Source organism: Amycolatopsis sp. WAC 01375 (assembly GCF_003947325.1).
GTDB lineage: Bacteria > Actinomycetota > Actinomycetes > Mycobacteriales > Pseudonocardiaceae > Amycolatopsis.
On record NZ_QHHW01000032.1, the window covers coordinates 185,624 to 200,468 of the forward strand.

At 67.7% G+C, this 14,845-nt stretch carries 12 protein-coding genes and 2 tRNA genes; 10 read left to right on the forward strand and 4 right to left on the reverse strand.

Annotation, left to right across the window (positions count from 1 at the left end):
• Window positions 1-15: 15 nt before the first annotated feature.
• Window positions 16-4,710, forward strand: coding sequence for a HAMP domain-containing protein (locus tag DL991_RS20650; protein ID WP_370307003.1), 4,695 nt, complete (start codon window positions 16-18; stop codon window positions 4,708-4,710).
• A gap of 371 nt (window positions 4,711-5,081) precedes the next feature.
• On the opposite strand, the gene DL991_RS20655 is transcribed toward DL991_RS20650, so the two are convergent.
• Window positions 5,082-5,155: transfer RNA gene (locus DL991_RS20655), tRNA-Gly, on the reverse strand.
• Between the two features lie 84 nt (window positions 5,156-5,239).
• On the opposite strand from DL991_RS20655, the gene DL991_RS20660 reads away from it, so the two are divergent.
• Window positions 5,240-5,316: transfer RNA gene (locus tag DL991_RS20660), tRNA-Pro, on the forward strand.
• Window positions 5,317-5,378: 62 nt separating this feature from the next.
• Here DL991_RS20660 and DL991_RS20665 read toward each other — a convergent pair.
• Entirely contained in the window at window positions 5,379-5,894 is a 516-nt protein-coding gene (locus tag DL991_RS20665; RefSeq protein WP_125785974.1) for a DUF1877 family protein, read from the reverse strand.
• 33 nt (window positions 5,895-5,927) lie between these two features.
• Window positions 5,928-6,323, reverse strand: a complete 396-nt coding sequence (locus tag DL991_RS20670; protein ID WP_125785975.1) for a hypothetical protein — start codon at window positions 6,321-6,323, stop codon at window positions 5,928-5,930.
• A gap of 63 nt (window positions 6,324-6,386) precedes the next feature.
• Here DL991_RS20670 and DL991_RS20675 point away from each other — a divergent pair, with 63 nt between their 5' ends.
• The 8 genes from DL991_RS20675 to DL991_RS20710 all read left to right on the forward strand — a co-directional run bounded on the left by DL991_RS20675 (window position 6,387) and on the right by DL991_RS20710 (window position 14,212).
• Window positions 6,387-6,833, forward strand: a complete 447-nt coding sequence (locus DL991_RS20675; RefSeq protein ID WP_125785976.1) for a GNAT family N-acetyltransferase — start codon at window positions 6,387-6,389, stop codon at window positions 6,831-6,833.
• A gap of 42 nt (window positions 6,834-6,875) precedes the next feature.
• A complete protein-coding gene (locus DL991_RS20680; protein WP_125785977.1) occupies window positions 6,876-8,042 on the forward strand; it encodes an ROK family transcriptional regulator in 1,167 nt (388 codons plus the stop codon).
• A 90-nt stretch (window positions 8,043-8,132) separates the two neighbouring features.
• Entirely contained in the window at window positions 8,133-9,152 is a 1,020-nt protein-coding gene (locus DL991_RS20685; protein WP_125785978.1) for an ABC transporter substrate-binding protein, read from the forward strand.
• On the forward strand, window positions 9,149-9,910 hold the full coding sequence (locus DL991_RS20690) for an ABC transporter ATP-binding protein (protein ID WP_125785979.1): 762 nt from the start codon (window positions 9,149-9,151) through the stop codon (window positions 9,908-9,910). Before DL991_RS20685 ends, DL991_RS20690 begins: the two co-directional genes overlap by 4 nt.
• Window positions 9,910-10,749: an ABC transporter permease gene (locus DL991_RS20695; RefSeq protein ID WP_125785980.1), complete on the forward strand. Its 840-nt coding sequence runs from the start codon at window positions 9,910-9,912 to the stop codon at window positions 10,747-10,749. Before DL991_RS20690 ends, DL991_RS20695 begins: the two co-directional genes overlap by 1 nt.
• Window positions 10,746-12,068 carry an LLM class flavin-dependent oxidoreductase gene (locus DL991_RS20700; protein WP_125785981.1) on the forward strand — a complete coding sequence of 441 codons (1,323 nt, stop codon included), beginning with the start codon at window positions 10,746-10,748 and terminating at the stop codon, window positions 12,066-12,068. The genes DL991_RS20695 and DL991_RS20700 overlap by 4 nt, the downstream gene beginning before the upstream one ends.
• Window positions 12,065-12,967, forward strand: a complete 903-nt coding sequence (locus DL991_RS20705; RefSeq protein ID WP_125785982.1) for a TauD/TfdA family dioxygenase — start codon at window positions 12,065-12,067, stop codon at window positions 12,965-12,967. Before DL991_RS20700 ends, DL991_RS20705 begins: the two co-directional genes overlap by 4 nt.
• Before the next feature lie 27 nt (window positions 12,968-12,994).
• Window positions 12,995-14,212: an RNA polymerase sigma factor gene (locus DL991_RS20710; RefSeq protein WP_125785983.1), complete on the forward strand. Its 1,218-nt coding sequence runs from the start codon at window positions 12,995-12,997 to the stop codon at window positions 14,210-14,212.
• Between the two features lie 3 nt (window positions 14,213-14,215).
• On the opposite strand, the gene DL991_RS20715 is transcribed toward DL991_RS20710, so the two are convergent.
• Entirely contained in the window at window positions 14,216-14,845 is a 630-nt protein-coding gene (locus DL991_RS20715; RefSeq protein ID WP_125785984.1) for a hypothetical protein, read from the reverse strand.

The window sequence follows — 14,845 nt, forward strand, 5'->3', positions numbered from 1 at the left end:
AGAGGGTCGACACAGATGACACAGCACTCCCAAAGGGACCGGCTCCCCGTGGAAGGTGGTGGCGGCCAGGTGGACGAAGCGACCCTGGAACGCCTGCTCGCGGCGGCTCGTGACCTCGGGGACGGCAACTTCCGGCGGCGGCTCGTGGCGCACGGAGACGGGCTCGCGGCCCAGCTCGCGGGCGCCTTCAACGACATCGCCGAACGAAACCAGCGACTGGTGACCGAACTCCTGCGCGTCCGCGAGGCGGTGGGCAAGGAAGGCAGGCTGACCGAGCGCGTCGCCGCCGAGATCGGTCCCGGCGGCTGGGCCACCGCGGTCGACGTCGTCAACGGGCTGATCGAGGACGTGAGCAGGCCCACGGCCGAGCTCAACCGGGTCCTCGGCGCGGTCGCGGAGGGCGATCTGTCCGAGCCGATGCCGCTGGAAGTCGGCGGGCGGCCGCTGCAGGGCCAGTTCGCCGAAGTCGCGAAGACGGTCAACGGCCTGATCAAGCAGCTTTCGCGGTTCGCGACCGAGGTCACCAGAGTGGCCCGCGAGATCGCCACCGAAGGACGGCTCGGCGGTCAGGCCGAGGTCCCGGGTGTGGCTGGCACCTGGCGTGATCTCACCGACAACGTCAACGTGATGGCCAGCAACCTGACCGATCAGGTCCGCAACATCGCCCAGGTGACCACCGCGGTGGCGCGGGGCGACCTGACCCAGAAGATCAACGTCGACGCGCGCGGCGAGATCCTGGAGCTCAAGAACACCGTCAACATCATGGTCGACCAGCTCTCGGCCTTCGCCGACGAAGTGACCCGGGTGTCCCGCGAGGTGGGTAGCGAAGGCCAGCTCGGCGGCCAGGCGCAGGTGCCCGGCGCGGCCGGCACGTGGCGCGACCTCACCGACTCGGTGAACCTGATGGCGGACAACCTGACCGACCAGGTCCGCAACATCGCCCAGGTGGCCACCGCGGTGGCGAAGGGCGACCTCTCGCAGAAGATCAACGTCGACGCCAAGGGCGAGATCCTCGAACTCAAGAACACGCTGAACACCATGGTCGACCAGCTGTCGTCGTTCGCGGACGAGGTCACGCGGGTGGCCCGCGAGGTCGGCAGCGAAGGACGTCTCGGCGGTCAGGCGACCGTGCCGGGTGTGGCGGGCACGTGGCGCGGGCTCACCGACTCGGTCAACCAGATGGCCGACAACCTGACCGACCAGGTCCGCAACATCGCCCAGGTCACCACGGCGGTGGCGAAGGGCGACCTGACGCAGAAGATCACCGTCGACGCGCGCGGCGAGATCCTCGAACTGAAGACGACCGTCAACACGATGGTCGACCAGCTCTCTTCGTTCGCCGACGAGGTCACCCGGGTGGCGCGCGAGGTCGGCACGGAAGGTCAGCTCGGCGGGCAGGCGCAGGTGCCCGGCGTCGCCGGTACCTGGCGTGACCTCACCGGGTCGGTCAACTTCATGGCGAACAACCTCACCGCGCAGGTCCGGAACATCGCCCAGGTCGCGACGGCGGTGGCGAAGGGCGACCTGTCGCAGAAGATCGCCGTCGACGCCAAGGGCGAGATCCTCGAACTCAAGAACACGCTGAACACCATGGTGGATCAGCTGTCGGCGTTCGCGGACGAGGTCACCCGCGTCGCCCGCGAGGTCGGCAGCGACGGGCGGCTCGGCGGGCAGGCGCAGGTGCCCGGCGTGGCCGGGACCTGGAAGGACCTCACCGACAACGTCAACTTCATGGCGAAGAACCTGACCGACCAGGTCCGGAACATCGCCCAGGTCACCACCGCCGTCGCGAAGGGCGACCTGACGCAGAAGATCATCGTCGACGCGCGCGGTGAGATCCTGGAGCTCAAGAACACCGTCAACATCATGGTCGACCAGCTCTCGGCCTTCGCCGACGAAGTCACGCGGGTGTCGCGCGAGGTCGGCACCGAAGGCAAACTCGGCGGGCAGGCGCAGGTGCGCGGCGTCGCCGGGACCTGGAAGGACCTCACCGACAACGTCAACGTCATGGCCACCAACCTCACCGATCAGGTGCGGAGCATCGCGACGGTGACGACGGCGGTGGCGAACGGCGACCTGTCGAAGAAGATCTCGATCGACGCGCAGGGCGAGGTCGCGGTCCTCGCCGAAACGATCAACAGCATGGTCGAGACGCTGCGCGCGTTCGCCGACGAGGTCACCCGGGTCGCCCGCGAGGTGGGTACGGAAGGCATCCTCGGCGGCCAGGCCCGCGTGCCGAACGTGGCGGGCACGTGGAAGGCGTTGACGGACAACGTGAACGTCATGGCCGACAACCTGACCGGCCAGGTCCGCAGCATCGCGACGGTGACCACCGCGGTGGCGCAGGGCGATCTGTCGAAGAAGATCGACATCGACGCGCGCGGCGAGATCCTCGAACTCAAGACCACCATCAACACGATGGTCGACCAGCTGTCCGCCTTCGCCTCCGAAGTCACCCGAGTCGCCCGCGAGGTCGGCACGGACGGCACGCTCGGCGGTCAGGCGGAGGTACCCGGCGTCGCGGGCACCTGGTCGCGGCTGACCGAAAGCGTGAACCAGCTGGCCGGGAACCTGACCACCCAGGTGCGGGCGATCGCCCAGGTGGCCACCGCGGTGACCGCCGGCGACCTGACCCGGCACATCACCGTCGACGCGTCCGGGGAGGTGGCCGAACTCAAGGACAACATCAACCAGATGATCGCGAACCTGAAGGAGACCACCCGGGCGAACCGCGAACAGGACTGGCTCAAGACCAACCTGGCCAGGCTGTCCGCGCTCATGCAGGGGCACCGCGATCTCGCGTCGGTGGCGTCGCTGATCCTGTCCGAGCTGACCCCGCTGGTGTCCGCGCAGCAGGGCGCGTTCTTCCTCGCCCGCGAAGACGAGCAGGAAGAGGTGGTCCTGGAGAGCATCGCCACCTACGGGCTGGCGAAATCCCAGACGGGTCTGCGGTTCTCCCCTGGCGAGTCGCTCATCGGGCAGGCCGCCGTCGACCGCCGCACGATACTGGTCCACGAGGCCCCGCCGGAGTACGCGCTCATCTCGTCCGGGCTGGGTTCGGCCGCTCCGGTGAACGTGATCGTGCTGCCGGTCCTGTTCCAGGGCGAGGTGCTCGGTGTGCTGGAACTGGCGACGATCAACGCCTTCAGCACCGTCCACATCGACCTGCTGGAGCAGCTGAAGGAGACCATCGCGGTCAACGTCAGCACCATCCAGTCCAACTCGCGCACCGAGGCGCTGCTGACCGAATCCCAGCGCCTGGCACAGGAACTGCGCGCCCGGTCCGAGCAGTTGCAGGCACAGCAACGGGAACTGCGCCGGTCCAACACGGATCTCGCGGAGAAGGCGGCGCTGCTGGCCCAGCAGAACCGCGACATCGAAGTCAAGAACAGCGAGATCGAGCAGGCACGGCAGGAACTCGAAGAGCGTGCCGGGCAGCTGACCATGGCGTCGCAGTACAAGTCCGAGTTCATGGCGAACATGTCGCACGAACTGCGGACCCCGCTCAACAGCGCGCTGATCCTCGCGAAACTGCTTTCGGAGAACCCGGACGGGAACCTGTCGGGGAAACAGATCCAGTTCGCGCGGACGATCTACTCGGCGGGCAGCGACCTGCAACAGCTGATCAACGACATCCTCGACATGGCCAAGGTCGAGGCCGGTCACCTCGACCTGCAGATGTCCGACGTCACGCTGCCCGAAGTGGTCGAGTACGTCGAATCGATCTGCCGTCCGCTCACCTCGGACAAGGGGCTGGAGTTCGCCGTCCTGATCGACCCGCCGGTGCCGTCGTCGATCCACACCGACGAACACCGGTTGCAGCAGGTGCTGCGGAACCTGTTGTCCAACGCGGCGAAGTTCACCGACGAGGGCGGCGTGCGCCTGCACATCCGGATGGCCGACCCTGGCGAGGTCGAAGCCGACTCGCTCCGCCAGGCCCCCGGCGTACTCGCGTTCGCCGTCGAAGACACCGGGATCGGCATCGCCCCGGACAAACTCGCGATCATCTTCGACGCGTTCCGCCAGGCCGACGGCACCACCAGCCGTAAATACGGCGGCACCGGACTTGGCCTGTCGATCAGCCAGCAGCTGACGGAACTGCTCGGCGGCGAACTGCGCGTCCGCAGCGAACCCGGCAAGGGCAGCACGTTCACCCTGTACCTGCCGGTGAGCGCCGCGAACCTGGTCGTCCCGACCACGCAGGCGAGCGGTGTCCCGCTGATCATGGCGGTGCCGCAGGTGATCCCCGTGAGCCCGTCGCTGCGGTTCCACGGCGAGAAGATCCTGATCGTCGACGACGACCTCCGGAACGTCTTCGCGCTGGCCGCCGTGCTGGAACGCAACGGCCTGGAGGTCATCTACGCCGAGACCGGCGTCGCCGGCATCCGGGCCCTGGAACGGCACGAGGACACCGCGCTCGTCCTGATGGACGTGATGATGCCCGAACTGGACGGCAACGCCACCATCACCGCCATCCGCGCCGAGGCCGCGCACGAAGACCTGCCCGTGATCGCCGTCACGGCGAAGGCGACCGCGGAGGACAAGGCGCGCACCCTGGCTTCAGGAGCGGACGACTACGTCACCAAACCCGTCGACACCGACAAGCTGCTGGACCTGATCGCCGCCCACCTCGAAGCCGATGCCGCCTCCAGTGGCCTCTCGCAGGCCGTGGCAGGCGCCGGTGACGACTCGGACGCCGGCACGGACTGACGCTTGGAGCGGGTGTGGGCCGGGCGAACGTGGTCGACAACTGTGTGGATTTTGGGACGTCAGATGACCCGAAATCCACACGGTCCCGTGAGACTGTCCCTGTCACGACCGGGCCCTTTACCCCGGCCTGGGCACCGGGGCAGGTAAGAGCCCGTGACCGAGATCACTGAACACACGTGACCTCAGAGTCCAGTCGGGCACGGGTCGGCAAGCACTGTCCCCGACTCTCACGACCCACGTCAGTCCCGCTGTCCTGAAGGTCACCTTTAAGACGTTAGATGTCCTAAAGGTGACCTTCAGGACGCCCCCACTCCGCTCCGGAAACGAAAGAACCCGCAGGCTAGGCGCCTGCGGGTTCGGATGTGGAGCTGTGGAGCGGGTGACGGGAATCGAACCCGCGTAGCTAGTTTGGAAGACTAGGGCTCTACCATTGAGCTACACCCGCATGCCCCCGGAGTACCGGGTGCGAAAACAGCTTAGCGTGACCCGCTAGGCTGTGCGCACACCCCCCGGGAGATCGGGGAAGCCACGGGCTGTGGCGCAGCTTGGTAGCGCATCCGCTTTGGGAGCGGAGGGTCGCAGGTTCAAATCCTGTCAGCCCGACCAGATGGGGCCGGACCTGCGGGTTCGGCCCTTTTGGTTACCGCCGCTCGGCGACGTCGGAACGCTCAGTCCCACCACCGCACGATGGCCAGCCGACGGCGGGCGGCTTCCTCATAGAAGTCGCGTAGGACGGTGTGTTCCCGAGTCAGTTGCTCGGCCAGATCACCGCCCAAAGCCAGCGCGCTCTTGCCCAGCTCGGCCTCGATCCGGTCCGGGTCCGACGGCACGACGGCACGGACCGCATCGGGTGTCACGGCACGCAACGCTTCGGCGACCTCGCCGACCTGCGGTGGCTCCAACGCGGTCACCGGGTGTTCCCAGATCGTGTCGGGATGATCCCGGTAGGCCGGGTTGACTTCTTCATCACCGTTGAAACAACGCCGCAGCCGCGCCGAGGTGCGGCCATCAGCTCCGGTCAGCGCCCAAGCTCGCTGCAGGGTGGCTGGCCACCAATCCAGGTCGAGGTGGTCCTCCGCTGGGGTCGTTGAGAAGGAGCAGAGCTCGTGCAGCGCGTCGACCGACCGGCGACATTCGGCGAGCCGCGTGGCGGGGATACGCGCGAGTTGCTGGGTCACTGCCATATGGCTCAGTGTGCCAAGATCGCCGGCGTCGGCTCAGCCCTGGGAGGGCCACAAACGCAGGAAGTCCCGGACGTCGTCGAAACCGTCCATCGCCCGCCCGTCCACGTCGGCCGGGTCCGCTTCCGCTCGGGCGGCCAGGGATTCGGCTAGTTTCACCGCCTCGTCGCCGAGCTGCCCGAAGCGGCGAGCGGTATGCCCCAAGCACAACCCGGCGAGCCCGAGCAAAGGGCTGCCCGGCCCGGCCCGTGTCCCCACCTCGACACACCAATGCTCGACGAACGCGTGGTCGTCGTCATTCAACGCGGTCCCGACCAGGGTCTCCGCCGCCTCGCCTTCGAACGATCTGTCCCGCAGGGCACGCTCCAGCGTCTCGACGACCGTGGCGTGGGGCAACGCGGGCGGGTTCTCGAAGCTCCGATGTGTGTGCACAGCGCGAGACTAGCCAGGCTCGCGGTACTCGTCGGCCGTCGCACATCCGGCAGGATGGCGATCATGGAGATCCGCCACGCCCTCGGCACCGACGCCCCCGCCGTGACCACGCTGCTCGCCGAACTGGGTTACCCGGACAACGACGAGACCGACGTGCGCGGCCGGCTCGAACGCTGGGCACGGCATCCCGAAGGTGCCGCGTTCGTCGCCGAGACGGACGGCAAGGTGGTCGGTGTCGTCGCGGTGGTCGCGATCCCGCTTCTCGAGCGGCCAGGTTCCGGCGGGCGCATCGTGGCCTTGGTGGTGGACGAGACGCAGCGCGGAGCCGGGATCGGACGCGAGCTGGTCGCCGCGGCCGAGGCCGAGGCGCTGCGCTTGGGCTGCGACACCATGGAGGTCACCAGTTCCCGCCACCGGACGGCCGCACACGCCTTCTACCGAGCGCGGGGATACGAGGACCGCTGCGAACACAGCGCCAGGTTCATCCGGCGGCTTGCTCCCGGATGGTGAGAGCCCTAGGCCCACCCGCACCCGCTTGCGAACATCGGCACCGTGACGGGCAGGCGGAGCGCCAGTGCCAGTGCGGTGCTCCGCGCGGTGCTGGACGAAGGGGCGATAGCGCGCAGCACCATCGCGCGCCGCACCGGGCTGAGCGCCGCGGCTGTCACGGGGCATGTGGCCGAGTTGATGCGCCGCGGGTTCCTCACCGAACTGCCCGAGGTGGCAGGCGCGGTCGGCAGGCCGCATGTGCCGGTGGACCTCGACACGGAAAGGTTCGTGGTGTGCGGGGCGCATGTCGCGGTCGACCAGCTGACGGTCGGATTGCTCGACCTGCGCGGGAAAGTGCTGGCACAGCACGAGGCACCGCATCACGGCGCCGAGCCCGCGGTGCAGGCCGCGCAGATCGCGGAGCTGCTCGACGACCTCCTCATCGGACACGCGCCTGAGCGGACGCCGCTCGGGTTGGGGGTGGCGACCGGCGGGTGGGTCGACGAGGCGTCGGGGACGGTGGTGGAGCACGGTCTGCTCGGCTGGCACGGGGTTCCGTTGCGCGATCTGCTCACCGAGGTCACCGGTCTCGACGTCCGCGTCGACGGGCATTCGCGGGCGCTCATCCACGCCGAACGCCTGCTGGGGCAGCCGAGAGCGCGCAGCAGTGTCGTGCAGTTGTTCACCGGCAACGTGGTCGACGCCGCCTTCGCCACCGGTGACACCGTCCATCATGGACCGCGGTCGGCGGCGGGCGCGGTGGCGCATCTGCGGGTCGACGACAGTGAGGAGCCTTGCCGCTGCGGGCGTTCCGGGTGTCTGGAGGCCACGGTGTCCGAGCGAACGGTCGCCCGTAAGGCGTTCGAAGCGGGGCTCGTCGAAGAACCGATTTTCACCGATGTACTCCATTCGGCGGCATCGGGAAACGAACGTTCCATAGCCTTATTTCACGAGCGTGCGCGAATTATCGGACAGGCCGCCGCATTACTCTTCGACGTCCTCAATCCGGAGATCCTCATCGTGCTCGACCAGAGTGTACGCGACGTCGAAGGGTGCCTTTCCACGATCCGGGACGAGGTCGCCCAACGTTCCTGGATCTGCCAGGACGCGACGAAAAACGTTGTGGCGTCGAGCTTTTCAGGCACAGAGCTGGCGACGGCGGGTGGCGCCGTCATGCTGAACGCCCTCTACGAAGATCCGCTTTTCGCGAAGCTCGCCAACGCCTCCTGAGTTACTTCACTAAATCGCAAAATTGACGCTCTCCGCCGGGCCTGCGAAGAATCTTCTCCATCGACGCGAACCCGAACGAAAGAGCCCACAGTGAAGAAACCAGTGCCCTTGCTCGCCGCGCTCCTCGCCGGATTGGCGCTGTCGGGCTGCGGCGCCTCAGCGACCCCGGCAGGCGTGGCCGGGCAGCCGGAAAAGCTCGAACTGCGTTACCAGGGGTCGGCGAACAACGTCACCTTCCCCGAACTCGCCGAGGACCTCGGGTACTTCGGCCCGGTCAAGCTCAAATGGGTCGGCAACACGATCAGCGGACCGCAGGACATCCAGTCCGCCGCGACCGACCAGACCGATTTCGGCGGCGCCTTCACCGGCGCGGTCGCGAAACTCGTCGACGCCGGCGCCCCGATCAAGGCGGTCGTCAACTACTACGGCTCCGACGAGAAGACCTTCTTGGGCTTCTACGTCAAGGAAGACAGCCCGATCCGCACCCCACGTGACCTCATCGGCAAGAAGGTCGGCGTCAACACGGTCGGCGCGAACCTGGAGGCCGCCCTCGACACCTGGCTCGAACGCAGCGGCCTGACCGATGCCGAGATCGACCAGGTGCAACTGGTCGTCCTGCCGCCGATCAACACCGAACAAGCCCTGCGCAACGGCCAGATCGACGTCGCCGCGCTCAACGGCGTCCTCCAGGACCGCGCCCTAGCCGGTGGCGGCGTGCGACCCATCGTGAAGGACGTCGAGGCGTTCGGTCCCTACAACGGCGGGCCGTACGTGCTGCGGACCGACTTCATCAAGAGGTACCCGGAGACCACGAAAACCTTCGTCACCGGAGTGGCCAAGGCGATCGAATGGGCCCGCACCACGCCACGCGACGAGGTGATCGCCCGGTTCGCCAAGATCATCCAGAACCGCGGCCGCAACGAGAACACCGAAACGCTCAAGTACTGGAAGAGCACCGGCGTCACCAAGGGCGGGCTGATCTCCGACAACGACTACACGCTCTGGACCGGTTGGCTCAAGCAGTCCGGGTTCATCAAGAACGACCAGGTCGACCTCGAAAAGCTCTACACCAACGAATTCAACCCGTACCGCGAAGGCGGTGGCGCATGACCGCCAAGATCAGTCTCCGCTCGGTCACCAAGACCTTCGGCACGCTGACCGCACTGGACGACGTCTCCCTCGACATCGAGGACGGCACGTTCCTCTCCCTCGTCGGGCCGAGCGGCTCCGGGAAGTCCACGTTGCTCGACCTGCTCGGCGGGCTCGCGAAACCCACTTCCGGCGAGGTCCTGATCGACGGGAAACCCGTCACCGGCCCTGGTCTGGATCGCGGGGTCGTGTTCCAGCAGTACGCGCTGTTCCCCTGGCGCACCGCGCGCGCCAACGTCGAGTTCGGTCTCGAAGGCGGCACGCTGAACAAACGGCAACGCGCCGAAAGGGCGCGGGAATTCCTCGACCTGGTCGGGCTTTCCGGGTTCGAGGAGCATCTCCCCCACCAGCTTTCCGGTGGCATGAAACAACGCGTCGCGATCGCGAGAAGCCTCGCCTACGATCCGGACGTACTGCTGATGGACGAACCGTACGCCGCGCTGGACTCCCAGACCCGTGAACTGCTGCAGGAGGAACTGCGGCGGATCTGGCAGCGCACCGGCAAGACCATCGTCTTCATCACCCACAGCATCGAAGAGGCCGTCTACTTGGGACAGAAGGTCGCGGTGCTCACGTCGCGGCCGGGCAGACTCAAGGACGTCGTCGACATCGACCTCGGCGACCGCTCGAACGACGACCTGCGCTCGGCGCCCGCGTTCGTGGCCCATCGCCACCGCCTGTGGGAACTCCTGCACGACGAGATCCGGAGGGCCGCCTGATGACCGCCACCCTCGAGGCGCCGACTGTCCATACAGGACCGAAGGCCGCCACGAAACCTCACAAGAAGAAGAACCGGATCGGCAAAGCTTTCCGCGGTTCCGCGGCGATCCTGCTGTTCCTCGCCGTCTGGGAGCTCGCTCCCCAGTACGTTCTCGACGAGGGCAGGAGGACCTTCCTTCCGCCGCTGTCGGAAGACCTCGCCGCGCTTTGGGAGCTGATCCTCAACGGGCAGCTGGCCGACCATCTGCTGGCGAGTCTCGGCCGGTCCGCCGCCGGTTTCGTGATCGCGGTGGCGGTTTCGGTGCCGCTGGGGCTGCTGATCGCCTGGTACCGCCCGCTCGCCGAATTCCTGAACCCCTTGCTGGAGCTCGCCCGCAACACCGCCGCGCTGGCGTTGCTTCCGGTGTTCACGCTCCTGCTCGGCATCGGCGAGCTGTCCAAGATCGCGCTGATCGTCTACGCCTGCGTCTGGCCGGTGCTGCTCAACACGATCGCCGGGGTGAACACCGTGGATCCCTTGCTGGTCAAGGCCGCGCGTTCGCTCGGGCTGTCGAGCCCGAACCTGTTCCGCAAGGTGATCCTGCCGTCGGCGGTGCCGACCATCTTCACCGGCATCCGGATGGCGGCGGCGTACTCGATCCTCATCCTGATCGCCGCCGAAATGGTCGGCGCCAAGGCAGGACTCGGCTATCTGATCAACAACTCGCAGGTCAACTTCCAGATCCAGCAGATGTACGCCGCGATCATCACGGTTTCGGTGCTCGGCCTGGCCATCAACGCCGGCTTCGTCGCGCTGGAGCGGCGGTTCTCCACCTGGCGTGTCAAGGAGAAGGCATGAAGCACTTACACCTCAACGCTTTCGTGATGCCGAACGGACATCACGAGGCGGCCTGGCGGCATCCGAGTACGGATCCACACCGCGCCACGACACTGAAGCACTATGTCGACATCGCCCGCACGGCGGAACGCGGCAAACTGGATTCACTGTTCCTCGCCGACGGTGTCGCGTTGTGGGGCAACGTCCGCTACAACTCGCACACCCTGTTCGAGCCGCTGACACTGCTTTCGGCGCTGGCCGGGGCGACGGAGCACATCGGGCTGATCGCCACCGCGTCGACTACCTACAACGAGCCGTACCACCTGGCGCGGAAGTTCGCGTCGCTCGACCATCTCAGCGGCGGACGCGCGGGGTGGAACATCGTGACGTCGGCAGGCGAGGACGAGGCCCGCAACTTCAATCGCGACGCCCGGCCGTCGCACGCGCTGCGCTACGAACGTGCCACCGAATTCGTCGAAGTCGCCAAGAAACTCTGGGACAGCTGGGACGACGGAGCGGCCGTCATCGACAAGGCGACCGGGGTCTACGCCGACACCGACCGTATCCATCCGATCGACCACGACGGCCCGCATTTCCAGGTGCGCGGACCGCTGAACATCCCGCGTCCGGTGCAGGGGCATCCGTTGCTCGTTCAGGCCGGGTCCTCGGAGACAGGCAAGGAGTACGCGGCCCGGTTCGCCGAGGCGGTGTTCACCGCGCAGCAGACTTTCGCCGAGGGCAAGGCTTTCCACGACGACGTCAAGGGCAGGCTCGCGAAATACGGGCGCTCGCCGGAGGAGATCAAGATCCTGCCGGGGATCAGCCCGATCCTGGGCCGCACAGAGGCCGAAGCGAAGGAACGCGAGGCCGAACTCAACGCCCTCATCACGCCCGCGTACGGCGTGCGGCAGCTGTCGACCATGCTCGACCACGACCTGACGCCGTACCCGCTCGACGGCCCGCTGCCCGACGTCGGCACCTTCACCGAAGGCGCGCAAAGCCGGTTCGAGCTGGTCACCGGGCTGGCGAGGCGCGAGAACCTGACCATCCGCCAGCTCATCGAACGGCTCGCGGGCGGTCGTGGTCACCGCGTTTTCGCCGGCACCGCCACGCAAGTAGCCGACCAATTGGAGCACTGGTTCACCGAAGGCGCCGCGGACGGCTTCAACGTCATGCCGCCCACACTTCCGGGTGGCCTGGAGGACTTCGTGGACCTCGTCGTCCCGGAACTCCAGCGGCGCGGGTTGTTCCGCACCGAGTACACCGCCACGACCCTGCGGGGCCACTACGGCCTCGCCCGCCCCGTCACCCGCACCCGAGTAAAGGAGCACGCCGCATGACCGCACTCAACACCCAGGTCGAGGTCCGCAAGATCACCGGCAGGATCGGCGCGCAGGTCGTCGGCGTCGATCCGGCCAAGGAACTCGACGCCGCGACCGTCACGTTCGTCACCGAGGCCCTGCACGAGCACAAGGCGCTCGTCTTCCGCGACGTCGACCTCGACGACGCGGGCCAGCAGCGGTTCGCCGAGCATTTCGGCGAGCTGACGAAGGCGCATCCGACCGTCCCGTCCGTGGACGGCGAGCCCGCGATCCTGCCGGTCGACAGCGAGCAGGGCCGCGCGAACCAGTGGCACACCGACGTCACCTTCGTGCTCAACCCGCCGAAGGTCAGCACGCTGCGCAGCCTGGTCGTTCCTCCGTACGGCGGTGAAACGCTGATCGCGAACTCGGCTGCGGCCTACCGGGACCTGCCGGAACCGCTCCGGGCCTTCGCGGACACGCTGCGCGCCGAGCACACCAACGACTACGACTACGCGAAGGCGCCGGAGACCCTCGACGATGCGGAGCAGGAACGCCGGAAGGTGTTCGTGTCGCGGAAGTTCCGCACGGTCCACCCGGTGGTGCGGGTGCATCCGGTGACCGGGGAGCGCGGGCTGTACATCGGCGGATTCGCGCAGCGGATCGTCGGGCTGTCCAAGGGCGAGTCGCGGGACATCCTGCGGCTGCTGCAGTCCTACGTGACGCGGCCGGAGAACGTCGTGCGGGTGAGCTGGGAGCCGAACCAGCTGGTGCTGTTCGACAACCGCATCACCCAGCACTACGCCGTCGACAACTACGACGACCTGCCGCGCCGTCTGAACCGGGTGACCGTGGCGGGTGATGTCCCGGTGGGCATCGACGGGGTGCCGAGCGAGTCCCTCGAAGGCGACGCTTCGCACTACTCCCCCGTCGCCTGACGGCTCGCATGGGGTAAGACTGGCGTCGTGAAGGACGATCGTCAGGTGGAAGCGCTCCTGCGGGAGCTGGCCCCGCAGGTCATCGGGTTGCTGGTGCGCAAGCACGGGCAGTTCGACGCCTGCGAGGACGCCGTCCAGGAAGCCCTGCTCTCGGCCGCACAGCAGTGGCCGGAGCAGGGCATCCCGGACAGTCCGAAGTCGTGGCTCGCGACGGTCGCGTCACGGCGGCTGGTGGACGAGTGGCGCAGCGAGAGCGCGCGACGCCGTCGCGAGGAGAACGACGCCCTGATGGACCTGTCCGGTCCGGGGGATACGTCCAATTCGGACGACACGCTCACCGTCCTTTTCCTGTGCTGCCACCCTTCTCTGTCCGCGCCGTCGCAACTCGCGCTCACCTTGCGCGCCGTCGGCGGCCTGACCACGGGCGAGATCGCGAACGCCTTCCTGGTCCCGGAATCGACGCTGGCCCAGCGGATCAGCCGGGCGAAACAGACCATCAAGAAGGCGGGCGCCGAATTCGTCCTGCCACTGGCGGCGGAGCTCGCCGAGCGGCTCCGCGTCGTCCTCCAGGTGCTGTACCTGATCTTCAACGAGGGCTACACGACCAGCGGCGGCCCCGACCTGCACCGCGCCGACCTGACCGCCGAGGCGATCCGGCTGACCCGGCTGCTGCGGCGGTTGATGCCGGACGAGGACGAGGTCACCGGCCTGCTGGCGCTCATGCTGCTGACCGACGCCCGCCGCGCCGCCCGCGCCGGCGAAGACGGCTCGCTCGTCCTCCTCGCCGAGCAGGACCGGTCGCGCTGGAACGCGGAAATGATCGCCGAAGGCGTCTCGCTGGTGAGCGCGGCACTGGAAACGGGCCCGGTCGGGCCGTACCAGGTGCAGGCCGCGATCGCCGCCGTCCACAGTGAGGCGCCCACGGCGGCCGAAACGGACTGGTCCCAGATCCTCGCGCTCTACGACGTCCTCGAGAAGGTTTCGCCCGGCCCTGTCGTCACGCTCAACCGCGCTGTCGCGGTCGCGGAGGTCAACGGGCCCGAAGCAGGACTCGAACTGCTCGCCACCCTCGACGACGACAGCCGGATGAACCAGACCCACCGGCTCGATTCCGTGCGGGGGCATCTGCTGGAACTGGCGGGCGACACCGCCGCCGCACGCGAGGCCTACCTCCGTGCCGCCGGGAAGACCGCGAGCGAACCCGAGAAGCAGTACCTGGCCCGGCGCGCGGAGCGGCTCACCTGAGGCTCAGATGCGCAGGTGCGGCAGCAGGCGGCCGATCACCGCGGTGTAGTCGGAGCGGGCTTCGACGGCACGGGGCACGTCGTCGACCGTCGTCACCGAACGCGGGCACACCCGGACCCCGGGCAGGACGAAGGTGTCGAGCAGGCGTTCGCTTTCGGCGTCGTAGGCCTTGTAGGTGTACTGGACACCGGTGACCGTGACGGAAACAGGCGCCTTACCCTGCCGCTCGTAACCGTCACAGGTGCCGACGCGCTCGTTGGTCGGTTTCGGGTATTCGCACACCACCACCTGAATCCGCCCCTGCTGGGACGTACCCATCGGCAGATGCTGGGCAGCGGTGCCGGTGAGGTCGCGCATGCCCTTGTCGTCGACCACGAAGTAGGCCAGCCGATGCGGGCCGGACGGCGTGCGCGGCTCCGTCTTCCCGTCGAGGCCGGACGGGGAACGCACGCGCTCCGACTCCGCGGTCTCCGGGCAGAAGGCCACGGGAGGCTCCGCCGTCGTCGCCGATACCGGCGGCGGCGTGCTGGATTCCGCCACGGACGCCGGTTCGCGGCGGGAGGTCACCACGACGACGGCGACCACGCCCAAGGCCACGACGGCCAGGAGCGTGATCACGAGCCGCCGTCGCAT